The organism is Fusobacterium sp. SYSU M8D902 (assembly GCF_040199715.1).
Taxonomy (GTDB): Bacteria; Fusobacteriota; Fusobacteriia; order Fusobacteriales; family Fusobacteriaceae; genus Fusobacterium_A.
In genome coordinates this window covers 1-25,383 of sequence record NZ_JBEFNA010000024.1, presented here as the reverse complement: position 1 = coordinate 25,383, position 25,383 = coordinate 1, and the positions used below count along the sequence as shown (strand labels likewise).

Genomic DNA, 25,383 nt, shown 5'->3' with positions numbered 1-25,383 from the left:
GGTGAATAACTATGAATAATATATTGAATGAAGCTAATAAATTAAAATCAGGAGTAAAAAGAGCAGGAAATGATATAAAAAAGGCTAAAAATTTAATTCCTGCTACAGAAGAAAAGAAAGAAAATGAATTACAAGAAACTGGAAGAAAGGCTGAAAGTAAATTTATTACTTCTTTTGTATCAAGAATAGGAAAACAGCCTATCAACTGTGATTATTTTGCATATATAGAACTGCCTGATTTTGCTATTTGGGTATTGGCAGATGGATATGATGAAGAAAAAGGCGGGGAAGAAGCAAGTAAAATAGCTGTAGAAGAAGTAATTTCTTCATTTATGGAGAAACCAAAACTTTCTCCATATTTTTTAAAAAAAATCATAATGAAAGCTCATAATAAGGTTGAAGATTTAAGAGGAAGAAGCAGAGAAAAAAGAGGTATGAGTACCTCTTTAGTTGTATTTATAACAGACTATACTTCAATAATATGTGGAAATGTAGGAAATGCAAGACTTTATCTTTTGAGAGATGACATTGTTTATGAAAAAACAGTAGATCACTCTATTGCTTATATGTTATATGAAGCAAATCAGCTTGATTATAAAGAAATTAGATTTCATAGTCAAAGAAATAAATTAACACAGGCAATAGGAGAAATTGATGGAATAAAACCATATATTTCTAAGAGAATACAACTATATGATGGAGACAGAATTTTGCTTTTGTCTCATGGAGCATGGGAGAATATAGGCGAAAGTGAAATTGAAGTAGAACTTTCTAAAACAGATAAAGTAGGAGTATGGATAGGAGCATTGGAAAATAAAATTAAGGATAATTCTGATAATAATATTCCTAATTATACTTTGGCAGGAGTTTTTATAAATCAAGTGTCTCCTACAGGTAAAAAGAAAAGAAAAATAAATTACATAAAATATTTGATAATCTCTTTGGTAATAATAGGAATTGGATTTTTTCTTTATAAGGGATATTCATTGAAAAAAGAGAGAGATATAACTTATGAAAGAGCATATCAATATGAAAATGAAGGGCTTAAATATGTAGAAAATGAAGATTTTGAAGAAGCTTTAGAATCTTTTGAAAAAAGTAAAAATGAATATACAGCTTTAGAAATAAGTCCAAAAGAAGGAAATATAGTATACAGAACAATATTTTCTCCTAAAATTACTAATATTAATTTAGGAAGACAGATTTTATTGGTAGATAAAAAAATAGAACAACTTGGAGTTTTACAAGAGATTTTATCAGATATAAATGAAGCAGATAAACTTTATAATGCAAATGATTTTATACCTGCTGAAGAAAAATATAAAGAAGTAAAAGGAAAAATACCACAATTAAAAGATTTAAAATATAAGAAAATAGATGAAATTTCTAAAAAAGTAGATGATTCTATAGTAGCTGCTAAAGGTCTTGGAGTAGCTTATGAAATGAAATTGGAGGGAGATGCTCTTTTAGAATTTGATGATATTGAAGGAGCTATTAGGAATTATCTTGAAGCAAAACTAGTATTTTTAAAGTTTAATAAGATTGATTTATTGGCAGAAGTAACAGAAAAAGCTGAAAGATTGGCAAAATCAAGAGATAGAAAATATGACAGAGCTTTAATGTATGAAAAGAAAGCTTATGAATTGGAAAGTTCTGATATAAATGGTGCAATCGTATATCTTGAAATGGCAAAAGGAGTTTATGCAGAGCTTAAAGATGAAGCAAGAAGATTGGAAATAGAGGGCAGAATTTTAAATCTTGATGAACTTAGAGATACTTTGATAAAAGAAAATAAAGCCTATTTAAATGAAGCTAAGGCATATGCTGAAAGTGGAGAATATGAAAGAGCTTTATCTATTATAAAGAAATCTCAGGATATTTCTGTTCAACTTAAAGATAATCAAAAACTTACTGACAGTATTCAAGAAGAAGGTGATTTGCTATTTAGCAACAAAAAATATCAACTAGCTTATGAAAAGTACAGTGAGGCATATTCTGTGTCTGTAAATACTAATAATAAAATACAACAGGAATATTTACAGGGAAGAATAGAAACTTTAAAAGAATATTTAAATATTAATAAAGATGAGAAAAAAGCAGATGATTTATTTAAAGATGAAAAATATAAAGAAGCTAAAAAAATTTATCAAGAAGTTCTTGAAAAATATAAGTCTTTAGAAGGTAATAAATATTTTGAAAAGGAAAATTATGATATTTTAATAAAAGAAACAGAAGCTAAATATAAACAAGCAAAGAAAAAATCCAACTGGATACCTTTTATTTAAAATAAAAAAATTCAAAAAGGATTAGATATGGAACTTTTAAGAAAAGGTAATGTTTTTACAACTTATTTAGTTGAAAATAGTATACAAGAGAAAGTTGTAGTAAAAATAATAAATGCTGAATATCTTAAAGATAAGGAGAAATACCAAAAAGTCATAAAGCAATTTCAAATCGAAAAAGAGATTTTAAAACTTTTAAACTTTAATTTTATTCCTAAATATATAGATAGTGGAGATATTTTCTTGTGTATGACTTATATAAAGGGTAAAAACTTAAAAGAAATTAAGAATAATTTGAGCTATAAAGAGAAGCTGGATATTTTAATCCAGCTCTCTCAAATAGTTCAAGAGCTTCATAGAATTAAAGTTATTCATTGTGATATAAAACCTGAAAATATCATTTATAATAATGGAAAAATTTTTCTTATAGATTTTGGATCAGCAATGTTGGAAGGAGAAAAAGTTGAATATATTCAAGGAAGTAAAATTTATTCTGCCCCTGAGATTTATACAGAATTTGTAAGATGTCCTCAAAATGATATTTATAGTGTGGCTTCAATGTACAATCAGATGATAGAGGAGGACAAAAAAGACTACAGAATAATTCATGGTGGTATGAAAAAAAATAAATCTGAAAGATTTGATAGTATAGATAAGATATTGGAAATTTTATCAGAAATTAGGAGTAAAATATGAAAAGATACTATATTTATGATGAGTTAAAAAGAAAAAGTCATTATGACTTATACAAAATATGTGTTGATGAAAAACTTGTAGAAGGATTTCAGGAAAACCTTAATAGAACAGAATTAATTAATATAATATTAAAATACAGAAGCAGAGAAAAAGTATATTGTATTGATTCATATAAAGAATTTGGAATGGAAAGACTGCAAGATTTATTTGATAGTAAACTTGGGTTTAGATTAAATGATTCAAATAATATTAAAATACCGCACAAAATAGTTATTTATAAAAGTATGCCACTTACAGAAGAAGATGAATATAGAGTAACTATCCCAGAACATATATCAGAAAATAATGTATTTTTAATAAATGGAAACAGTTATTTATGTGGAATTTTTCAACTTGTTAAAGATAGAAAAGGAGGAGCAAATACCTTTTTTATCAAGAGTGATGAAAAACTATTGAGATTAGATAATTTAAAAAATCAAAATTACTCTCTTTTATTTTTTGGAAGAAGCGATGAGAAGTTCTTATTTAATTCGTATTATGCTGATATAGAGAGTAAACTTCCTATGTCTTTAAATTATTATCAAGTACCACTTGACAGTTTCCATTTTTTAGATTTAGAAGTAACTGATACACCTTTATGTATTGATTTTGGAACTGCTAATACAACTGCTGGTGCATATTTAGACAAGTATTATGTAAAGAATTTACCACAACATAAAATATTAAGTGGGCATATCTATTTAGATAAAACAAATTATGTTAGATTTCCAAAGGGATTAGATAAATATTCTAATGTAATTCCTACTATTGTATATATAAAAAATTGTTTTAATGAAGAAAATATAAAATATGCTTTTGGACATGAAGTAGAAGAACTTTTAAAAGACAATAACTATAATCTAAAAGGCAGTGTTTTTTATGGAATTAAAAATTGGGTTAAATCAATAGAGCAAAAAGAAAGAATAGTAGATGAAAATGGTGATATTAGATACATAGAAAGAAAAAGAATAGTAAAGGCATATATTGATTATATTTTATATAGAGCAGAATCTCTTTTTAAATGTAAATTTAAAAATATTCATATTACAACACCTGTAAAATTAAAAAATGAATTTTTAAATATGTTTAAAGAAATTCTCCCAGAATATCATATCATTGAGGAAAATGCTTTAGATGAAGGAGTTGCAGTACTGTATAACTCAATAGAAAACTTAATAGAGAAAAATAAATTTATTGATAATGAGGAATATAAAGCTTTGATAATAGATTGTGGTGGAGGAACAACAGATTTAGCTTCCTGTGTTTTTAAAATAAAATCAGAGGAAATTAACTATGATATTGATATAAAAACAACTTTTGAAAATAGTGAGGAAAGTTTTGGTGGAAATAACATTACATATAGAATTATGCAGTATTTGAAAATTTTATTAGCTCAATACTATCAAAATAAAAAAGAACTAGGAATTAATGAACTTATTCCAAATATAGGAGAACTTATTTATAGAGATGTTGATGAGCATGGAGTAAAATCAATTTATAAAAATATTGAAACAGAATATGAAAAAGCTGAAAAAATAATTCCTACAAGATTTATTGATTTTGAAAACAGAGCTAGTGATGTATATTCAAAAGTAAAAAATAATTTCTTTTTTATGTGGGAAATAGCAGAAGAATTAAAAAAAGAACTTTTTAGGAAAACAACAATAGTTAGAACAAAATTTGATAATATTTCTTTTGAGAATAGCGACTTATCTTCAACTGTAATTTCAAGCTGGAATTTAAATATTTATGATAATGGTTTTATGAGGAATATAAGCAGTTTTCCTAACCTTATAATAAATAAAAGTGAAATTATAAAACTTATTAAAGGAGATATATATGAAATTTTCAGACGTTTTTTAACTCAATATTATGAAACAGGAATAATTTTTAATTATTCTCTAATAAAACTCAGTGGGCAGACTTGTAAAGTAAATCTTTTTGCTGAAGTGTTAAAAGAATTTGTTCCGGGAAAAATGGTAGATTTCAGAAGAAATTTGGAAGAGAATGAGCAGCAATTAAAAATAAGTTGTCTTGACGGAGCAATAAGATATTTAAATTCAAGTAAAATTGGAAATATTAGAGTAGAAGTAAAAAATGATATACCAATAGTTCCATATTCACTTCATGGAACAAAATATACAGGAGAAGAAGTGGAGATTTTGAGAACAGGAGAACAAGCAGGAGCTAGTGCAGGATCAATTAAAAAGATTTCTTCAACAGAGATATTGCCATTATATTTGAAAAATAAAGAGGAAGAGATAAAAAAACATTTTACTTATATAAATAAATCAGAATTTTATAAAGAGGAAGATGAGCAGAGAGTTCTTGAACTTCTTGATAATCACTTTGAACAAGATGATTTAGATACAATTTATAATGGAGAAACTAAATTTTTTGCTTATACAGATAAAAACTTTTGGGGATTTTATGTAACAGGAGTAAAAAGAGAGAATAATCAAACTTTTATAGGGAAAAAACAGTATTTTTCTTTTGAAGAAGATATAACAACAATAAGTTTCTTTGATGGAAAACATTAGTTGAAAAAATTACTAATATAGGAGAAATTATGGAAAGATTAAAAAAAGTAATAGAAAATGAATTGAAAAATTTAGAAGTCAATGAAAGAAATCTATTAAGGCAGACTTCTCTTTTTACAATAAATAAATTAATTGATAATGTAAAAGAAAGAATGGATGAATTTGAAAAAAGTATTTTAGATACAACTATTCAAAAGAATGAAAATGTATATATTGCAAGTTTAATGATTCCAAAGAAAGACTTATATTTATATGAGGTAACTTATTCTCCTATATTAGAATCTGATTTGGAGGAAAATGATTTAAAAAAAATTTTAACAGATGATAATGAAGAGAAAGTTTTAAATAGAGTTTTTATAAATTTAGGATTAGAAAAACTAGTTCAGTTAGAAAACAAAGAATTTATAGGAAAAGTTTTTTGTAACAACAAAGAATATACTTTAAAATTAAAACTAAAAACAGAAACAGAATATTTAAAAAGAATGAAATTATTATATGATATTTTCTGTTTAAATACTATGAAATGGAAAACATATAATATTCCTTATATAAGAAAAATGTTTAAAGTAGTTATTACTGAGTATAATTCAGAATTAGCAAGAGAACTTAAAGGAGGAGAAGTTGTTTTTATAAATAAAGAAGAGTTAGCTCCTTATTGGATAGAAGATCATATTATTATTTGGAATATAAAGGAAGAAAGTGCTAGCAGTGATGGACTTATAAAACCTACAATTAATAAAATTCATTATGAACATACTGTTGTTTTTGAAAATGTAACAAGGGTATACCTATGTCCTGATGCAGATAATAAAATTTATACTGTTGCCAAGACAGTAGATAACAGTATGAAAATTGTTACAGATGAATCTCGTCCAGTAAATTGGAAATTTTGGAGTATACTTCCAATAGAGATGAAAGATTATTCAAAATTAAGATTTACATTATTTGATAATAGAATTGATAATAATTTTATAAATCAGATAAAAATGGAAAATGATTTAAGAATAAGAAATAAAGGTGAAATTTATAGAATTTTAAATAGTTATAAAGATGTAAGAAAATATTTAAAGCTAGAAAATATTATTATCACTTCTGAAGAGAAAAAAACAGAATCTTTGTATGAGATAAATGATTTTATTATAGATGAATTTAAATTAAAAGGGAAAAAAGCCTATATGTATTTTGAATTTATACCAATTATACAAGATGAATTTACTAATGATATTTTAAGTTTTATTATCTCTGATTTTCAACTATATTTTCCTGAATATGAATGCAAAGGAATCCTTAAAGTCTAAAAGAGGAGGAGCTTATGAAAAAAAGATTACTTGTAATAATAACAATGCTATTTTTATCCTTATCACTATTTGCAAACAAAAACAGCACAGTAATAAAAACATTTGAAAATAAATTTCCACAAGATAAATTTTATTTTATACAGGGATTGGACTATAAATTTGATTTAAGTACAAGTATAAGATACAAAGGGATATTATACAGCGATAGATTGGAAAAAATGGGATATCCTTTTGGATTGGAACTAGCACTAGAGGGTAGCAGTGATGGTTCAGAATATCTTGAAAATTATGAAAGCTTATTTTTAAAAATAGAAGTAGATAAACCAATAGAAAAGAGAATGAAGGAAATATTTGGAGAAAAAAGTGTGCTTAATAATAATTATTGGGTTTCTCCAAAGGGATATAAAGAAATGTTGGAAATAATTGGAAAGGAAGTTCCTTTTGAAGAAAAAGGGGGGGCATATTCTACAATAGTAAATGTATTTGTAGATAGATTGGAAGATATAAATAAAGAAAAAATGAAACAAAAAACATATAAATTTGCAAGATATTTATACGATGAAATAAATTTGACTACTTATTTACAAGTATATATAAGAGATAATACCTTTTTTGAAAATTATAACTTAGTGGCTTATCAAATATATCCTCCATTCAGAGAGAGAGAAGATATTAAAAAAATACTAGAAAAAATAAAGAATGGAAAAAAAATAACAGAGACTGAAAAAATTGCTTTGACAAATGTATTTTACAAAAATTTTACTTTTAATATGCGAAATACAGATATTAATATTAGTTTCAAAAGAGAACCACTTAAAAAATATAAAGACCAAAAAATTAAAGGAAGGTTATTATGGGAAGATTATATTGATGAGGGGGCAAATTAATTTATGAGTAAATTACCAGATATTAGTTATGCTTTAATGGCACAATTATCATATTTAAAATGGAATGAAATAAAAGAGAAAAGAGAAATTCAAGAAGAAGTATTAGAAGATATTTTATTTAAAGAAAGAATTATGTCGTATATAAAAACAGATTTTTATAATAATCCTAAAAATTTACCAAGCAATGAAAGTATTTATATAAATCCAGAAGATGAGAAAAGTAAAATTCAAGGAGGACTGCCACCTTATGTATATCATGGAGATGATAAGAGATTACTCTTAGCATATTCTCTTGATGATGGGAAAAAGCCCAAAGCAAAATTTGGAGAAATATTAGATGGTTGGGAATATTTGGATTGTGCAACAGGAGAAATGATAGAAAATAAGTTTTTTGAAGAAAGTCTTTTAAAGGGATATAAAGAAAGTGGTTTCTTTGGTGTAGCTTTTCAAAGAGGAGACGATATAATAATAGCTTATAGAGGAACGGAAACAGAAGAGCTGAATAAAGATGGAGGAACAGATCTAAATATTTATCTTAAACAATTAGATATACAACAGGTTGAAGCTGTACTTTTCTATGAATATATTAAAAGAAAATATGGAAAAGAAAATGGAAAAAATAAAAAAATATATATAACAGGACACAGTTTGGCAGGAGCTTTAGCTCAGTATGTTCATTTGTATGCAACATGGCAAGAACATGAAATCGGTCATACAGTGACTTGGAACGGACTTGGAACTTTTGGAAGTGCATTAACACCGTTACAATTTTCTATGACTGAAGATATTAGAATTTCTCCGAATGATTCTTTAATAGATGTAACAGAGAAGTTGAGAGAAGAGCAAAAAAAATTTAGAGTAAGAATAGAATCTATAGAAAAAGAAGATTATGGAGAAAAATTAAAAAAATTCTATTCTCTGACAGGAAAAGAATTAAGAGAATATATAAAAGATAATTGCAATAATTTTAGAGAAAACATCACTAACTACTATATGCACGAAGATTTTGTTGGAGGATATCTTAATGGAGATTACATAGGTAGAAAGGTTGCTGTTGATATAGAAAATAAAAAAGATAAAAATTGTCGTAATCATAAAAATTCAGAAAATGAAAAAGAAGAATTAATTGAAAATATAAAGAATGCAATTCCTGTTTTAATATTGCTTAGTGGTCTTTTTAGTGATGAAAAAGTATCATTGAAAAATAAAGGAATACTTACAAAAATAGGATATGTATATTTAGTATCTTCAGTACTTCTACCAAGAGAAAAATTTGGTATGCTTATAGATGAAGCGGATGAAGTAGATAAAACTAAAATAAGCTATTTTATAGAAAAATTAAAAACTATGGATATTTCAGAAATTTCTGACTATGGAAAAGATATGATAGTTTTGCTTTTAAATTTTCTTGATGAAGATGAATTTTCAAAAAATTGTAAAGAAAGTTTAACAGAATTAAGAAGATATGTAGAAAAAATATTTCCTCCAGTAGAAAAAGGACTATCATCTTACATATTTCATGGAGTAAACAATTTTTTAGCTTTTATGAACGATAGTGGTAATATAGAAGTTGGTGTGATGAGAAAAGAATTCAGATGGAATGCTCTTAAAACAATAGTACAATTAAAATCTGACTTTAATTATAAGTTTTTAAAAGGTATAGATAGAAATAATAAAAAAGATCAGATACTTGAAATAAAAAATTATAATGTAGAACAAGAGATATATCAGAGAGCTAATAGATTAATCTATGGAGGAATATTTGTTCCTTTTCCAATAACGCAGACAGATATATTATTTAGAGAGAATTTTATATTGGAAAATTTTACAACTAAAGATATGGATGTAAATAAAAATAAACCTGATGGAAAATATATAGGGGAAATAACATTAGGAATATATAACAATATAGCAAGGCTAGGAGGAATTCATGGACAAAGTCCAGTGAAGATAAAAATATATGCAGTAGGGTTAGAAGAAGTAAAAGTAAAGGAAGATAAAAAGAAAGTAATAACATTTGGAATAGAAGAAAAAGAACATAGTTATAATAAAGTTTTAAGATAAAATCAAGTGGTTATAAGGAGAAGTTTTTATGGAAAATAAAGGATATAATTATATTTGGTATCCACTAACAAATTTTGTAGAAATACCAAGTAATGATTTTAAATTTAGTGTTGCTGAAATTTTTTCTCCCTACACAGAGCTTAACTTGGATGCTATGAATGAAGTTAAAAGCAATTTAGAAAGTCAAAAAAATAACATTTTAGAAGTAAATCCTTTTATAAGATTTGGAGAGATATTTTATGAATTATTAAATCCAGATAAATATAAATTTGACAAAAAATTAAGAGAGAGTGTGTTTAATATTCTTATTCATTTTTTAGGAGAATTAGACTTATATTTAGGGCAGAATAAAAAAGATATAATTATTAAAGAGATGGTAAAAAATATAGAAAAAGGAGCTTTTGGGGAGAAAATTAAAGAAGATTTTAAAATATTTAGAGAATATGAAAAAGTAATAATAGCTGATGGACTATACTGTATGTACAATTATTTAGATATGCTTGAATCCTTTAAAAAGGTATTTAAATATATTTTTCCTGATTCAATAATTTATGATAGGCTAACATCTGAAACAAATATTGTTATTTATTTAAACTATAAAAATAATAAGATAAATCAATTAAAAGTAAATTTTATAAAAGAAATGTTTTTACCTTTGGGATTGGAAATTGATTTGTTTTGGGAGAAACATTTTGGAGTAATAGGAGTAGATATTACAATGAGAATAGGAGAAATAGCTATTTTTTAAAGCAAGATATCAGGAGGAAAAGTATGAAAAATATTGTAATTATTAAGTCAAATGATTTATCAAAGGGAAATCATATTTTATTATCAAAATCAGAAATTTTAAAAGTTGAAGTAAATACATTATCATATAATTCTTTAAATAGAGAACCAATAAAAGAATTATATAATGAATATTATAACGAAAATAAAGAAAATACAACAAGATATGAAGCTGAACCTGAAATCATTATAGAAGGGAAAATTTTTAATTATTCTAATTTAGAATTACAGAAAGATAATGAAGAAAGATATCTAAGTCAAGAACTTAAAGAATATATAAACAATAAATTTGGAGATAAATTGGACTTGAAAGATGAAGAGAAAATAATGGCAGAAAATATACTTCATCTAAATAGAGATAATATACATAGAATAATAGATTGGGAATATGATAGACAGTTTGATACTAAAAAAGATTATAGAGATATCATTTGGGAAATAACACCTACAGAAGGGGATGCTTTAATTATTTATTTAGAGAAAATGTATATTTATAGTTATAGAGAAGTTTTAAACATAGAAAAAGGATATGGACATTATACTCTTGTATTAAGAAAAAATCCAATAATAAAAGAAAATATGGAGATTAAATAAATTTAGGAGGTAATTCTGATGAAAGTAAGAGTATATATATCTGATATTAATATTGCTTTATCTTCAGATGAAATTATAGAGATAGAAAAATACTATATAGGAAGAAACAATCATCATAGAAGCTTTAAAATAAAGGGAAAAATTTTTACAGGTCTGACAGATGAACAGGCAAAGAAATCTGATATTTTATCAATGTCAGAAAAAAAAGGAGAAAGTTATTTTCCTGATATGACAAGAGAAGTATTGAAAAATATTTATTCTAATTTAGATATAGATGATACAGAAAAGAATTTAAAAGAAAAGATATATGAATATAATAGAGAAAATATTAGGAAGATTGTAAGATGGAGTAATGATTCTAAAAATTGCTATCATAAAATGATAATAGAAACAATTTTTGAAGAAGAATCTCCAGTTTTTTTAATAGTTCCTTCAGTATTTGTAAAAAAGTTAAGTGTAACAGCCTCTTCAGAAGAAGGAGTAGGACAATTTGAACTTTTGCTATATCAAAAATTTATTTTAAATGAAAAAATAGGAGAGTTTTTCAAAAAAAATGAATAGGAGAGTGTAAAATGAGTATATCATATCAAAATTATGAAATAAAAGATCTTGTTATTAAAGCAGGAGACAGAATAATTCCAAATGTTGAGTATAATCTACAAAGTTTTTATATAAAGTCAGAAGCAAATCAACATACAACAGCAGATATAGAACTAGAAATTTTAGTAGAAGAATTAAATAGTTATATTCATTTTAATAGAACAGTTGATGCAGAACTTATTATTGCTATGACAACAACTTTTGAAGAAAAAGAAGAAGATATTATATTTTTAACAGGTCATGTAATTAGTTCTTCACTTTATAACATAGGAAAAAACAGACATTTTTTAAAAATACATGCAGTTTCTGTAAGTGAGAAAATGGACAGAGTAAAAAAATATAGAGCTTTTCAAAAAACAACTTTAACTTATCAAAAGGTTATAGAACAGATTTTCAGTGATTATCCAAATATTTCATATCATATAAAAGGAAAAAGATTTGGTGAAGAGATAAAAGCTCCATTAATTCAATTTAAAGAAACTGACTGGGAATTTTTGGTAAGAGTATTATCAAGGATTGGCATAGGAGTATTTTGTTTAGCAAATGGAAGCATTTCTTTAGGATTTGTAGATACAAGTGCAAGAAAGAAAAAATATGATGGAGAATATGGAAAAATAGGATATATAAGAGATAGAAATCAGCCTCTAGGATATGTAATAGAAAGTGAACAAAGTTATAGTTTAGGCGATGTAGTTCAAATAGAAGGATCTGAAATTAAATCAGAGGGAAATGTTACTATTTCTGAAATAGAATATATTAATGGAAAATTTTTAGGAAAATATGAATTGCAGCAAAGAGAGTATGTCTACCCATATATTTCTAATAAAAATATAGCTGGCTGTGTATTAGAAGCTAATGTTGAAAAAGTGTTTGAAAGGGATAAAATAGCAGTAATGGAAGTAAATTTAAGCCTAGGTTTAGCAAAATATGCTTCTGTAAAATCAAGAACTAATGAAAATTTGAAAAGTTATCCTGATGATAAAAATGGAAGATATATTTTTCCATATACAACACCATATTCACAAAGTAATACAGGATACTTTTGTACTCCTGAAACAAATGATGTGGTAGCAGTTTATTTCCCTATGGATGAAGAAGAGTATGGTTATGTATTATGGGCAGTAAATAATCCGGGAAATGGAAGATTTAGTAATCCAAATATAAGGAATTATACTACTCCTATTGAAAGTAAAGACCCAGCTTATTTTGATTTCAGATTGAACTATGAAAAATTTAATATTTATGCAGAGAAACTTATTGATATGAAAACAAAAGAGGAATTAAATTTAAAATCAGAGGATAGAATTTTAATTTATTCTAAAAATGAATATCTAATGAAATCTGATAAAAATATGGCAATATCTTCAGACAAATTACAAGTTACATCAGAAACGAATTTAGAAGTAGTTTCTGATAAAAAAGTAAGCAGAATAACTGATTTGGAGGTAACTACATCAAAGAGTGTACAAAAATCTCAAGATATAATAATAAAAACAGTAAATTATATAAAAAATGCTCAAAAAATAGTAGATAAAAGTTAGGAGTTATTATGAACTATAAATATATTTTTAAAGTAGAAACTATTGATAAAGAAGAGCAAACTAAAGAATATGAAAATATAACAGAAATTGATATAGAAGATAAAGATAAATATTTTGAAGTTGCTTTTAAACTAGATGAAGAAAGAGCAGATAGGATAGAAAACTTTTTTATAAAAATTAACAATAATTTTAAAGTTATTCAGATAAATAAAGAAGATTCTAGTATTTATAATATTGATAAAATTATAAAAGGATGGAAAATTTTAAAAAAAGAGGCTATTCTCAATATTGATATTCCAACAATAGTTGATTTAATATTAGATAATGCTAAATTTTATGAGAATGAAGAATTTTTAACAACTCTTTTAAAAAATTATAATATAATGCCATTTTTATTTTTATTAGATTTTAAAGATTTGAGTAAGAGTAACTGTAAAAATTTAAAATTATATAATTTGATATTTGATTCAGAATTAAATTTTGACCTTTCTTTTAATTTTGAAGAAGAAAAAAATAATAAAGGTATATTAAGATTTGTTGGAAAAGAAGCTAAAACATTTGATATAACTCCTTTAAGACAAATTATAAAAAAAGAATATAATATTGCACCGGGAACTCCTTTCTCTTTAGAACTTGGAATAGAGGGTAATTATGTATTAGAGAATAATTTTATTAAAAGTTTTAAAGCTGTAATTACAATAAATTGCCCTAAAGTTATGAAAAAAATAGCAACTTTTGAATTATTGGAGTTAAAAAATGAGTAAAAAAATAGTAAAAAAATTTTTTAATTTTTTTGATTATACAGCTAATATGAAAAAATTGTATAAAAATAATAAGAATAATGAAGATGAAGAAAAAATAGTCGATTTAAGTTTTTTGCATAAAAATAGTACATACATAGAACTTAATGAATTATGTCATTACTTCAAATTTATTCCAATCCAAAGTGAAGATAATGTTGAAAATGAAAAAGCTCAAAATATCCTAGCAGAATATTTAAATAAAGATTTTTCTGATTTTTTAAATTATACAATAGTAATGGGAAAAAACTACGAGCTTAAATAAATTTAATATATGAGGTGAAAATATGAAAAAAATTAAGATATTTTCAATGATATTAGTAAGTATATTTTTGGTATTTTTAATAATTATTAAACTTTCAGAAAAACCCGAAGACATATTACAAAAACATTTAAAAAATAGATATAACAAAGAATTTGTAATTGCATACAGTGGAGAAAGAAGTGATGGAAGAAGTAAATGGTTTGAAGCAGAAATATATCCAAAAGAACTTGTAGGAACAACAAGAGAATATGATAAATATTATTGGGCAAAAGGTTTTGTAGAAGATGGTAAAGGTGGAGATACCTATGGTGGAGTACTTCTTAATGAATCAGCAAATAAATTTTATCTTCCAAAGTTAAAAGAATTATTTGGTAAAAATGTTCTTCCTATTTTAAATGTGGAAGGATATTATGAAAAGATAGATTTTCAAGAAGAAATGGCAAGGCGTAGAGAATTTTATAAAAAAGACCCAAAAGGAAACTTTTTCCCAATATCAGGAGGAATCTATATATTTGGGCGAGTAGAAAGCGATGAGGATAGAGAATGGTATAGGAAACAGATTTACGAATTTGTGCAATTTATGAAAGAGACAGGAACTTTTGAATATGTGGATTTAGGAATTGTAATTTGGGACGAGAGAGTTTTAAGTGAAGAATTTAGAACAAATGAAGATTTGAGAAAAGCAATTTTAGTAGCAAGAAATATAATGGATGATGATAAAGAGTTTATTAAGGAAAGAAAAAGACTTATGAAACAAACTGATGAAAGTATGAAAAAACTAACTAAAGAGGAAAAAGATAAGATTCTTAATAGCTATATAAAGAGTGATATTTATGGAGTTGGAAATAGAAATGACGAAATATTTGTCTATAATAAGTTGTTAGGAATGAAAATATATTCTCCAAAATATATAGAAAGTCAAGGTTTAACTCATAGAGAGAAAATAAATTATGAAAAAGTTGAAGATGTTAAATTTTGGAGTGAACTATATTAGGAAATAGGAGGTTTTTATGGAAATAACAGATAAAGAGTTACTTGCTATATGCAACCTTTCTAACTTAAAAATGGAATTTGCTGATATTGCCAAAGAAATAGACGACGAAGGAAATATTCTGTCAAATCATACAATCTATTCACTCTTAGAAAAGGAATTAAATGGCTATAATAAGAGAGATGAGTTAAGAAAAAAATATAATTTTCCTGAACTTTTTACAGGAATACACTTTTATATCATTGATGAAGCAAGTATAAAAGATAGTAAAATAAAAGCTGATACAGAAAAAGAAATATTAAAAGATAAAATAGAAGCAGAATGCTATGACCAAGATATAGGAAGTTTTTTCAGAATAACAAATAATAAAAAGCGAATATGTATATATAATTCAAAAAAAGAATTAATAGATAAAGCTCCTATAGTAATGGAATATTATGATTCTTTATGTGAAGATAGTGATAAAAAAAATAATGTAGGTGCTTTTTTGAATGAATGGGAAGTTATTTTTGCAGGAGATGACTATTCTATAGGAAAAAAAACTTTAGAATTAAAAGAAGAAAAATTAAAGAAGGAAGGAGTTTTTAAATTTGATGAGACAAAGAAGATTATTCCAACAAGAGAAGAGGTAGAAAAAGAAAAAATTAATAGAAATATATTTAAAGGAATAAAAGAACTCTCTCAAAATGAAATTACTGGAGAAATAGTTGGGGAAATAGCGAAAAAAGGAGTTTCAAAAATTTCTGAAAAGTTAGATTTTTTAGATGTTAATTATGCTGAGCATTTAGGGAATATAGCAAACTTTTTTGAAAACTCTATAACTGATAAAAATTCTTATAGTGGAGAATTTAAAATAAAAGTAAGTTTAGTAGATGAGGAGTTGAAAATTGTAATATGCAGAAATAAAGAAAAATCAATAATTGTTATAGCTTTTGAAAATAAAACTGAATTAAATGAGTTAGAAAATAATTTAAATAAAGGAATACTTTCTAAAGAAATGTTTGCACTTGAGCAAATTTATAATGATATAAAAATGAAAAATCCAAACTATAAAATAATATTTGCTGGAGTAGGAACAGCTGGAAAATTAGCAACAATATATGGACTATTATATGGAGAAGAAAGTAAAGGCTTTTACTTAAATCAACCTACCAATATATCAAGCATTTATAAGTTTTCATTCCAAGACTTAGAAACAACTATAGAAAATATGACGCACTATACTAAAAACATAGAAGCAGATGATATAGTATCAAATTTAATATCTTCTTGTCTTGGATATGTTTCAGGTGTTGCTGTAGTAGTTTTAATAGGTAATCCTCTTATTGCTGTTCTTTCAACTATAGGAACTATTTTCTACAACCTATTTAGGTTAGCAAATACTTTTTATAAAAATGAAGATATTTTTGAAAATAAAAAAATTATTTTAAATATTTTATATAAAAATGAGCTTATAAAAAGTAAAGATAACCTAAATGAAATAACAGATGAGATTTTTAATACTTCAAAAAAATATAGTTATAATTATATAGACTATTTTGGTAAATCACAAGAATTTAAAAATATTCCTTTAGAATTGTACCTTCATTTAACTCTGTTAGAACATTTATGCAATTACAAATTATTTTCGATTAAAAATGATGTATTAGAATTAAATAGAAGTAATATTGGGAATATTTTAAAAATATATCTAAATAAAAATAATACAATAAAAAAAGTAGAGGAGAACATAATAAATCCGGGTCATTATAATATGGAGGAATTTACAACGTCAAACATATTAACAGATGAGAGAGGAACTATTGGTCCAGCTTTTTGTATGTTGCTAAAATTATTTAAAAATCTTCAATTAGCTTATATAAAAAAAGAAAATTGTGGTTATTATTTTGAAAATAATTTACCTAAAAAGTTAGAGAAATTACCTGATGTCTTTTTAGAGGAAAAAATTATTCTAACAGAAAAAATGAAAAGAATAGAAGAATTATATGCTCCTTATCTGAGCTCTAAAGAAAATAATCCTGAAGTTAAAAAAGAAGAAAATTCAGAAGAAGATGCAGCAATAAAAGAAAAAATAAGTGATGAATATACTGCAAGTCTTTTAAGAAGCTGTGTTAATGCCAATGAAGATTTTAAAGAAAAAAATATTAATGAAAAGATTGAAAATGAAGATTATTCTTTAATAACTTTTGGGCTATCAACACCTGAAGATAGAGAAACCTTGAATGCATCTCTTTTTAAAATTGTTGAAGAAAGAGGAAAGAATATTGCCTTACCTGAACATTATGAAAGTGTAATGAAAAAATTAAGAGAAAATCCAAAATCTATTGAAAAATACTATTTTATAAAAGAGGATAAATATGTTAAGGAAAAAGGAGAATTAGTTATAGGAATTTTTGATGATGAAAAGAAAGAATTTGCTCCATATAAAATGGGATTTGCTTATTCAAATTTAGATAAAATTAAAGTTGGGTTATCTAGTATTCCTCTTTACTTTTTAGATAAAGTGGATGTAAGTAGCATTAGCACAACAAAAGTTTGTTCTGGAGCAACTTTAAATTGCTCTTGTGGAACAGATCCTAAAAAGCTAATGGTAACCTCTCATTTTTCTTTTACAGATAATGGAAATTTAATAGCCACCTCTGCAGATAAAAATCCAATCAGTAATATAGGAGGATTTGGAGGATGCAAGTGTCATAATAAAAAACCTTGTATAAATTATATAAACTTAAGTTCGTGGGAGGGAGTAAGCCCTAATAATACTTATAAAGGAAATAATCTTTTATTGAATGTAAGTACAATAAGCTGCACAGAAGGTGGAATAATAACAATAGATGATTCTAACTGTAAGACAAAAGCTAATTAAAATTACATAGGGAGTATAATTATGGATAATAATATAAAAGAACATGAAAATGAAAATATTACACAAATAAGTCTTTTAGGGAGAAAATACCAAAGTGTTTTTGTAACTTCTTTTGTCTCAGAAAGAGGAGACAGCCCTAAAAATAATGGATATTTTTCATATATTGAATTGGATAATTTTGGTTGTTGGGTTGTGGTTGACAGTAATAGAGAAGGAGTTTTCAAAAATAAAATAGCTTCATATATTGGAGAAACTATAATTGAAAATTTTATAGCCAACCCTACCATTGATAAAAAAGAGATAGAGAAAATGCTGATAGCTATTCACAAAAGATATAAAAATATGCAGGATAGTGAAGTTGATATAGAGGCAGATTACAGTAGTTGTTCTATAGCAATGTTTGTAACAGATTATGCAGTTGCTGTTTTTGCCAGTGTTGGAAATGCAAGATATGGTGTTTTAAGAGATAATAAATTTGTGAAAAAAAGTAAAGATGATACTTTAGCATATCTTCAATATGATGTTGGAAATATTTTATACAATGAAATGAGATTTAGAAAAGATAAAGAGATTTTTACTAAAAAATTTGGAGCTGATAAAAATATAAAAATAGATGTTTCTAATATATTTATGTTAAGACCAAGTGATAAAATCCTATTATATACACAGGGAGCTTGGGAAAATCTTGATGAGGAAGATATTGAATTAATATCTGAAACTTCTGAAAGACCGGGAAGATTTATAGGAAATCTTGTTAAACAGATGAAGAAAAATTGTTATTTATCTTTGGGAAATTATACTATCTGTGGAATTTATGCAAGCAGACCTTTAGCAATTCCTGCACCACAAGAAAGTAATGTAACAAAAATAAAATTAAAAATAGAGGAAAATAAAAATACAATAAAGAAAAAAATTTTGACTATCATAGCTGTATTGGTTTTATTGGGAACAGGACATTTAATTTATGACAAAATAAAAATAAACTCACAAATAAATTCAATAGAAAAACAAATAACTCTTAATTTACAGCAGGGAAAAACAGAGATAGATGAAAAAGATTATAATGGTGCAATAAATTCTTATACAGCTGTAAAAAAATTATACAATGATTTAGAAAAATATAAAAATGTAGATAATTCAAAAATTAAGGAAATGGATAAACTTTTGGCAGAAATCTTTGTTTTAAAAGAAGCAGAAACTTTGTTCAACAGTGGAAATGAACTTTTAAACAGCAATAAATTTACAGAGGCTGCTGAACATTTTGAAAAGGCTATTTCTTCTCTAAGCAATATATCATTGAATAAAAATTTGAAAATTGAAGCTGAAAATCAATTAAAAATCGCAGATTCTTTAGCAGAAGCTGAAATAATAAAAAAACAGGCAGATAAATTATATCTTGATAAAGAAAGCAGTAACAAAGAAGAAAGTATTAATTTATATAAAAAAATAGCTCCTATGTATAAACAATACGAGAGAAATACTATTTATAACGAAATTATGGAAAAAATTAAAAAATATGAGGAAGAAGAACTTGCAAAAAATAAAAAACAAGTAGTTTCAAAGTTAAAAACAACTACAAAGAGAAAACAACCAAAATCAGTTTATAAAGGAGATATTAAATTTGAAGAGTATAAATATTTTAGTTCTTTAAAAGCCTATGAAGAATCTTTGAAGACTGCTACTGATTCTAAAGAGATAACATATTTAAAAGGAAAAATAAATATGAATAAACAATTAATAGTAGCTGTTATATTAGAATTAAAAGGGGATGAATATGCAGAAAAGAAAAAAAATTCTAAAAAAGTAAGAGAATATTATGAGAGAGCTTTAGAGGAAAATAAAAAATTATATAATAATAAATATATGCCAAAAAGAAGATATCTTGGAATTATAAAAAGACTGGAAGATAAATTAAGAAAATTAGATTAATTTTGTACTTTAAATTTATTTTTGTCTAATCAACTATAAAATAAATATCTAACATGATATAATTAAATGACAGCAGTGTTATAGATAGGAGAGCAATAATGAAATTAAATAAAATAAGTTATAAAAAAGAAAAAAAATGGGAGTATAACGATTTAGAGTTAAAGGATATAAATTTGATTGTTGGAAAAAATGCAGCAGGAAAAACAAGAACTTTAAGTTCTATTGTAAATTTACTTAACTTTATAATTCAGCATTTAGAAAAAGAATTTGAAATACTAGGGGAATATAAAGTTGAATTTGAGGATAATGGGACAATATATTATTATGAACTAAATTCATGTATGGAAAACAATAGTTTAAAAATATTGAAAGAAATTTTATATAATGGGGATAAAGAATATTTAATTAGAAAAAATGATGGTACTGGACAGATTTTCTCAGAACAGGAAAATAAAATGCTAGAATTTTCTATAGATACAAATATTCCTGCGATATTTGCTAAAAGAGATAAACTTCATCATAAAGTATTAGACAGAATTATCAGTTGGTGTCAAACAAATATGTACTGTAAATTTGGAAGTGAACTTGGAAAAACTAAAGGTTTAAATGAAAGACATCTTGAAGATATTTATGATTACTCTTTTGAAAATGCGGAACAACTAGTAAGAAATTTAAAAATAAGTCTTGAAAAAAGAGAATATAAAGAAGAGTTTAAAGAAAAACTTTTAAAACAAATGGCATATCTTGGATATGATATTGAAAGCATAAAATTTGTAAAATATGCTAATGGTGTATATGGAATAGCACTACATGAAAAAGATATTAAAAATAATATTAACCAATTAGAGATGTCTCAAGGAATGTTTAGAGCATTTTCTTTGATTACTCACAGTCTGATTAATTTATATGAACACAAAGTCAATTTAATGGTTATAGACGACATAGGAGAAGGGCTTGATTATGAAAGAGCAACTAAACTGATAAAACTTATCATAGAAAATGCACAAGAATCAGGTTCTCAATTATTAATGGCAACAAATGATAGACATATAATGAATAAAACTCCTCTAAAATATTGGCAAGTTATTAAGAGAGAAAATGACAAAATTAAATTTTATTCTTATAAAAATAACAAAGAAATATTTGATGAATTTGAATTTACAGGGCTATCTAATTTTGATTTTTTCTCAACTGAATTTTATGCAGAAAATGATAAGTGATGCCCATGAAAAAGATGTGTATTTATGTTGAAGGACAGACAGAACAACTATTTATAGAAAAACTTATCCAAGAAATAACAAACAAAAAAAATATTGCTATGACAGTAAAATCTTTAAAAGGTGGAGGAAAAAACAGTACAACGGAAAAGCAGTTAATTGTTATAAAAGATAAACCAATAGATGAAAATACAAAATATTATATACTTATTGTAAACTGTAATACTGACAATAGAGTTCAGAGTGAAATTAATGAAAATTGTTTAAGTATGCAGAATAGCGGATATGAAAAAGTTTTGGGAATAAGGGATTTATATCCAAAAGATTTAAAAGACTTGCCCAAAATATTAAAATATGTTACAGCAAAACATCCTGATTTAAAGATTACTGCCAAATCAATAATAGCAGTATTTGAAATAGAAACATGGTTTTTAGCAGAATACAGATTTTTAGAAAAAATAGATAACAAATTAACATTACCATATATAATAAAAAACTTAGGTTTTGATTTAGAAAATGATTGTTTAGATCAAGATATAAAGTACCATCATTCTGCCGAAGTCTTGAATAAAATATATCAGAGTGTTGGCAGAAGCTATGACAAAACTTATGCCAAGTCAGAAAAAATAGTAGAAAACCTTGACTATGAAATCTTATACTTAGTACTTAAAAATAAATTAAAAGCATTGCAAGAATTTATAGATGAGCTGGATAATTTTTTCAGTTAAAATAAAAGTCTAAATAGAGAGGAATATGATGGAATTTTTTAAAAAACTAAAAAATATTTTGAATATTTCTGAAAAAATAGAATCAAAAAATATAAAAACAATAGAAATAACAGATAAAGATATTCTTTATTCTCTTAATTACAATATAATTATAAGAAAAAGAGTATATCCTGATGTTGAAAATAATATTATATTTGAAGAGTATAAATCTTTTAAGTATCTTGAAGAAATGAAGTCTTTTTACGAACTAGATGAGGAATATATTATCTTTTATATTGATAAATATGAAAAGTTTAAACAGCTAATAAATAATATTATAGCTTATTTAGACCTAGAAAATACAAATAAATTAATGTATGATTATAGGAATTACTCTGTTTTTGCAAATATTTTTGAAATTATTTCCAAAGAGCAAAAAAAATTAAAAGAATTTGATATTATAAAATTCTTTTCAAGATTTGATTGGGTACGAAATTGTGAAAATTATAGAGATGTTTCTATAAAATTGGATTTATGTGATAATAATGACATCGAAGTAAGATATAAACTTATAAAATCAGAAAAAAATTATATTTTAGGAAGTTTCAGAGATGAAATTATCAAGATAGATTTATTAAATAAAAAAATCTATTTTGGTTTAAAAATTATAGAAGATATAAGATAATTTTTGTAATTTGAGGGGGAAATCTGTGAAAACAAGAGTATACATATCAGATATTAACTTAGCATTATCTTCAGATGAAATTATTGAAATAGAAAAATGTTATATAGGAAGAAACAGTCATCATAGAAGTTTCAAAATAAAAGGTAAAATTTTTACAGGGCTTATAGATGAACAGATAGAAATATCAGATATACTTTTAATGGCAAAACAGAAAAATGAAGACTATTTCCCTGAAAAGACCAGAGAGATGTTGCAGGAAATTTACTCCAATTTAGATATAAATGATATAGAGAAAAATTTAAAAGAAAGAGTGTATGAATACAACAGGGAAAATATACGAAAAATTACAAGATGGAGTAACTCTCCTAAAGATTGTTATCATAGACTGATAATAGAAACTATTTTTGAGGAAGAAGCTTCTGAATTTTTAATAATTCCTTTAGTGTTTGTAAAAAAATTCAATATAAATATATCATCAGAAAAAGGAGTAGGAGAATTTGAACTTTTACTGTATGAAAAATTTGTTTTAAATGAAACATCTTTTAAAATATATATGGGAGATAAAAAAGATTTTAGAAGTATAAGTCAAAATAATATGGCTACACAAAATAAAAAATTTGAAAATAGCTATATTTATGATGAGGATAATAAAGAAAGTAAAAGTATAGGAGTTATAACTGATAACAAAATAGAAGATGATGAAATTGAAATATGTTTGCTTGATGTAGATGATAATTATATTCAATATTTATTAGGAAATACAAACTCTATCAATGTTTTAACTAAAAAAGTGAAGAAAAAAGATATTGAAAATGAATTGATGGATACTAACTGGCTTACTCCAAAAGTAACATTAGCTAAATATCTTGGTTTAACAGAGTCAGTAGTTGTAGGTTCTGAAAATAAAATAAAAGCTTTATTTGATGGAGAAAGAAGAATAAGTCCATTAGAATTAAATAAAATAAAAAATATGGAAAAAAATTCTTCAAGATTTGAGTATACAATATTTAATCCAATAAAATATTTATTAAGTTTAAGTCCTGGGATATCTGGTCTTAGTATAATTTCTTCTCAATTTGTTTTTACAGATACCCTTGCTGATACTAGTAAATATAAAGTAAAAGAAATGGCTTTAGATAAAGAGGAAGATTATTTTATATATAAACTATACAATGAAAATAATAGATATATTTTAATAGGAATGTCAAAAAAAGTTCACTATGAGAGAAATAAATATCAAGAGGGAAAAACTCCAGAAAAAGAAAGTGAATTATTAGTAATAAAAGGAAATAAAGACCTTGAAGAAAGATTTGATATAATTTTTAATATAAATAAAAAAGAAGAAGGTTCAAATATTTATGATGATATTTATTTTTATGAAAAAGAAAATATGTTTTTTAAATTACTTCCTAAAAGTAAAGCAGTATATCATGGATTAGATAATAAAAAATTTATAAATTTAGCTTCTAATCCTAATATAGATGGAATTTATGAAGTTGTTTTTAATCCTGAAGGAAAACTAGTTACAGCAGATGAAACTTTAGGAACATTTAATTTTTCTAGTCCATCTAATACAGATACTCATATTGTATTTGATATGGTTCCATATTGGTTATGGGGAAATACAGCAAATGATACTACTCTATTTACAAATAGAGTGTTCCCAGTTAGTGAACTTATTAGACAAAAAATTAAATATGATATGATGGTAAACCAAATAGAAACAGAGGCTGGAATAAATTTAATAAATAATATTTTTAAGTTAAATTAAAAATAATAGGAGATAAGTTTTATGAAAAAAATAATATTTATCATTGTAAGCCTAATGTTCTTATATTTAATTAGTTGGTATAATTTTGGATATGAACCAAAAGAACCTTTTAACAGACCATATTTTAGAGGGCGTATTAAAATCGAAGATTATAAAACTAAATTATCATATCTTTATGATATTGATAGTGTATCATTTAATAGAAAATATGATGTTGAAGAAGTAAAAAAGAATATAAAACCTAAAAATATAGTTATCAAAACTGTAAATATTTTTGGTGGAGAAAAAGTAGTAGCTATTGAAGAAAATCCTACTATTGAAATTACTAGTGAAAATGACATTCCATTTACTCAAATTCCTTTTTACACAAAAGAAATAGTTGTAACAACAGAGATGAACTTTAAAGGAGAAGATATGGTAGTGGAGAGAAAATTCTATCCATATTTTAAATTTGGAATATGGGAATTTTGGTATTTTCCATTTCCATTTATGTGGGAATTTATAAATGGAAAAGTATTGTTTATATGGGGATATTTATAAGTTTACAAATTTGAAAAAATATAGAAACTCTTTGTATAAAGAAAATTCATAAAAAAGGAGAGAATTGAAGATGAATTGGTTAAATGAAAATAAAGAATGGATATTCAGTGGAATAGGAGTTCTATTGATTTCTTGGATTTTTAATATAATATTAAAAGTTATGAAAAAAAATAACAATAAATCAACAACACAAATTTCTGGTAATAATTCTGTGTTTGGTGTATAATAGAATTCCAAGAAGTTGCAGCATAAAATTTCAATAAAAAATCCATTGTAAATTTACCCTAA

At 24.8% G+C, this 25,383-nt stretch carries 21 protein-coding genes; all 21 read left to right on the top strand.

Annotated elements, in window-relative coordinates; genetic code table 11:
• The first annotated feature begins 11 nt into the window (after positions 1-11).
• The 21 genes from ABNK64_RS08640 (at position 12) to ABNK64_RS08540 (ending at position 25,321) form a co-directional block, all read left to right on the top strand.
• A complete protein-coding gene (locus tag ABNK64_RS08640; protein ID WP_294725797.1) occupies positions 12-2,285 on the top strand; it encodes a PP2C family protein-serine/threonine phosphatase in 2,274 nt (757 codons plus the stop codon).
• A 27-nt stretch (positions 2,286-2,312) separates the two neighbouring features.
• Positions 2,313-2,978, top strand: coding sequence for a protein kinase domain-containing protein (locus ABNK64_RS08635; protein ID WP_294725795.1), 666 nt, complete (start codon positions 2,313-2,315; stop codon positions 2,976-2,978).
• On the top strand, positions 2,975-5,557 hold the full coding sequence (locus ABNK64_RS08630) for an acetate and sugar kinases/Hsc70/actin family protein (protein ID WP_294725793.1): 2,583 nt from the start codon (positions 2,975-2,977) through the stop codon (positions 5,555-5,557). Before ABNK64_RS08635 ends, ABNK64_RS08630 begins: the two co-directional genes overlap by 4 nt.
• A gap of 29 nt (positions 5,558-5,586) precedes the next feature.
• Positions 5,587-6,855 carry a hypothetical protein gene (locus ABNK64_RS08625; RefSeq protein ID WP_298059830.1) on the top strand — a complete coding sequence of 423 codons (1,269 nt, stop codon included), beginning with the start codon at positions 5,587-5,589 and terminating at the stop codon, positions 6,853-6,855.
• Between the two features lie 14 nt (positions 6,856-6,869).
• The gene (locus ABNK64_RS08620) at positions 6,870-7,742 is read left to right on the top strand and encodes a hypothetical protein (RefSeq protein ID WP_298059832.1); all 873 of its coding nucleotides are present in this window, start codon (positions 6,870-6,872) and stop codon (positions 7,740-7,742) included.
• 3 nt (positions 7,743-7,745) lie between these two features.
• Positions 7,746-9,806, top strand: coding sequence for an alpha/beta hydrolase family protein (locus tag ABNK64_RS08615; protein ID WP_298059834.1), 2,061 nt, complete (start codon positions 7,746-7,748; stop codon positions 9,804-9,806).
• A 28-nt stretch (positions 9,807-9,834) separates the two neighbouring features.
• The gene (locus ABNK64_RS08610; protein WP_294725785.1) at positions 9,835-10,554 is read left to right on the top strand and encodes a hypothetical protein; all 720 of its coding nucleotides are present in this window, start codon (positions 9,835-9,837) and stop codon (positions 10,552-10,554) included.
• Positions 10,555-10,577: 23 nt separating this feature from the next.
• Complete coding sequence (locus ABNK64_RS08605) at positions 10,578-11,186, top strand: hypothetical protein (protein WP_298059837.1); 609 nt, start codon at positions 10,578-10,580, stop codon at positions 11,184-11,186.
• Positions 11,187-11,204: 18 nt separating this feature from the next.
• Positions 11,205-11,747, top strand: a complete 543-nt coding sequence (locus tag ABNK64_RS08600) for a hypothetical protein (protein ID WP_294725781.1) — start codon at positions 11,205-11,207, stop codon at positions 11,745-11,747.
• 11 nt (positions 11,748-11,758) lie between these two features.
• Positions 11,759-13,327 (top strand): hypothetical protein, encoded by a 1,569-nt coding sequence (locus ABNK64_RS08595; RefSeq protein WP_349764133.1) that lies wholly within the window; start codon positions 11,759-11,761, stop codon positions 13,325-13,327.
• A gap of 8 nt (positions 13,328-13,335) precedes the next feature.
• Complete coding sequence (locus tag ABNK64_RS08590; RefSeq protein WP_349764132.1) at positions 13,336-14,091, top strand: hypothetical protein; 756 nt, start codon at positions 13,336-13,338, stop codon at positions 14,089-14,091.
• The gene (locus tag ABNK64_RS08585; RefSeq protein WP_298059843.1) at positions 14,084-14,392 is read left to right on the top strand and encodes a hypothetical protein; all 309 of its coding nucleotides are present in this window, start codon (positions 14,084-14,086) and stop codon (positions 14,390-14,392) included. The genes ABNK64_RS08590 and ABNK64_RS08585 overlap by 8 nt, the downstream gene beginning before the upstream one ends.
• Before the next feature lie 22 nt (positions 14,393-14,414).
• On the top strand, positions 14,415-15,386 hold the full coding sequence (locus ABNK64_RS08580) for a hypothetical protein (protein WP_298059845.1): 972 nt from the start codon (positions 14,415-14,417) through the stop codon (positions 15,384-15,386).
• 16 nt (positions 15,387-15,402) lie between these two features.
• On the top strand, positions 15,403-18,246 hold the full coding sequence (locus tag ABNK64_RS08575) for a DUF4280 domain-containing protein (protein WP_349764131.1): 2,844 nt from the start codon (positions 15,403-15,405) through the stop codon (positions 18,244-18,246).
• 21 nt (positions 18,247-18,267) lie between these two features.
• Entirely contained in the window at positions 18,268-20,175 is a 1,908-nt protein-coding gene (locus tag ABNK64_RS08570) for a PP2C family protein-serine/threonine phosphatase (RefSeq protein WP_349764130.1), read from the top strand.
• Between the two features lie 98 nt (positions 20,176-20,273).
• Entirely contained in the window at positions 20,274-21,395 is a 1,122-nt protein-coding gene (locus ABNK64_RS08565; RefSeq protein WP_294725771.1) for an AAA family ATPase, read from the top strand.
• Between the two features lie 5 nt (positions 21,396-21,400).
• Positions 21,401-22,120 (top strand): DUF4276 family protein, encoded by a 720-nt coding sequence (locus tag ABNK64_RS08560; RefSeq protein WP_294725769.1) that lies wholly within the window; start codon positions 21,401-21,403, stop codon positions 22,118-22,120.
• Between the two features lie 28 nt (positions 22,121-22,148).
• Positions 22,149-22,784, top strand: a complete 636-nt coding sequence (locus ABNK64_RS08555; protein WP_294725767.1) for a hypothetical protein — start codon at positions 22,149-22,151, stop codon at positions 22,782-22,784.
• Positions 22,785-22,809: 25 nt separating this feature from the next.
• On the top strand, positions 22,810-24,555 hold the full coding sequence (locus ABNK64_RS08550) for a hypothetical protein (protein WP_349764129.1): 1,746 nt from the start codon (positions 22,810-22,812) through the stop codon (positions 24,553-24,555).
• 21 nt (positions 24,556-24,576) lie between these two features.
• Positions 24,577-25,095, top strand: a complete 519-nt coding sequence (locus ABNK64_RS08545; RefSeq protein ID WP_298059863.1) for a hypothetical protein — start codon at positions 24,577-24,579, stop codon at positions 25,093-25,095.
• Between the two features lie 70 nt (positions 25,096-25,165).
• Entirely contained in the window at positions 25,166-25,321 is a 156-nt protein-coding gene (locus tag ABNK64_RS08540) for a hypothetical protein (protein WP_349764128.1), read from the top strand.
• Positions 25,322-25,383 lie beyond the last annotated feature (62 nt).

Coding starts and splice junctions, on each gene's coding strand:
- ABNK64_RS08640 (WP_294725797.1), top strand. CDS start 12: ATGAATAATATATTGAATGAAGCTAATAAATTAAAATCAGGAGTAAAA.
- ABNK64_RS08635 (WP_294725795.1), top strand. CDS start 2,313: ATGGAACTTTTAAGAAAAGGTAATGTTTTTACAACTTATTTAGTTGAA.
- ABNK64_RS08630 (WP_294725793.1), top strand. CDS start 2,975: ATGAAAAGATACTATATTTATGATGAGTTAAAAAGAAAAAGTCATTAT.
- ABNK64_RS08625 (WP_298059830.1), top strand. CDS start 5,587: ATGGAAAGATTAAAAAAAGTAATAGAAAATGAATTGAAAAATTTAGAA.
- ABNK64_RS08620 (WP_298059832.1), top strand. CDS start 6,870: ATGAAAAAAAGATTACTTGTAATAATAACAATGCTATTTTTATCCTTA.
- ABNK64_RS08615 (WP_298059834.1), top strand. CDS start 7,746: ATGAGTAAATTACCAGATATTAGTTATGCTTTAATGGCACAATTATCA.
- ABNK64_RS08610 (WP_294725785.1), top strand. CDS start 9,835: ATGGAAAATAAAGGATATAATTATATTTGGTATCCACTAACAAATTTT.
- ABNK64_RS08605 (WP_298059837.1), top strand. CDS start 10,578: ATGAAAAATATTGTAATTATTAAGTCAAATGATTTATCAAAGGGAAAT.
- ABNK64_RS08600 (WP_294725781.1), top strand. CDS start 11,205: ATGAAAGTAAGAGTATATATATCTGATATTAATATTGCTTTATCTTCA.
- ABNK64_RS08595 (WP_349764133.1), top strand. CDS start 11,759: ATGAGTATATCATATCAAAATTATGAAATAAAAGATCTTGTTATTAAA.
- ABNK64_RS08590 (WP_349764132.1), top strand. CDS start 13,336: ATGAACTATAAATATATTTTTAAAGTAGAAACTATTGATAAAGAAGAG.
- ABNK64_RS08585 (WP_298059843.1), top strand. CDS start 14,084: ATGAGTAAAAAAATAGTAAAAAAATTTTTTAATTTTTTTGATTATACA.
- ABNK64_RS08580 (WP_298059845.1), top strand. CDS start 14,415: ATGAAAAAAATTAAGATATTTTCAATGATATTAGTAAGTATATTTTTG.
- ABNK64_RS08575 (WP_349764131.1), top strand. CDS start 15,403: ATGGAAATAACAGATAAAGAGTTACTTGCTATATGCAACCTTTCTAAC.
- ABNK64_RS08570 (WP_349764130.1), top strand. CDS start 18,268: ATGGATAATAATATAAAAGAACATGAAAATGAAAATATTACACAAATA.
- ABNK64_RS08565 (WP_294725771.1), top strand. CDS start 20,274: ATGAAATTAAATAAAATAAGTTATAAAAAAGAAAAAAAATGGGAGTAT.
- ABNK64_RS08560 (WP_294725769.1), top strand. CDS start 21,401: ATGAAAAAGATGTGTATTTATGTTGAAGGACAGACAGAACAACTATTT.
- ABNK64_RS08555 (WP_294725767.1), top strand. CDS start 22,149: ATGGAATTTTTTAAAAAACTAAAAAATATTTTGAATATTTCTGAAAAA.
- ABNK64_RS08545 (WP_298059863.1), top strand. CDS start 24,577: ATGAAAAAAATAATATTTATCATTGTAAGCCTAATGTTCTTATATTTA.
- ABNK64_RS08540 (WP_349764128.1), top strand. CDS start 25,166: ATGAATTGGTTAAATGAAAATAAAGAATGGATATTCAGTGGAATAGGA.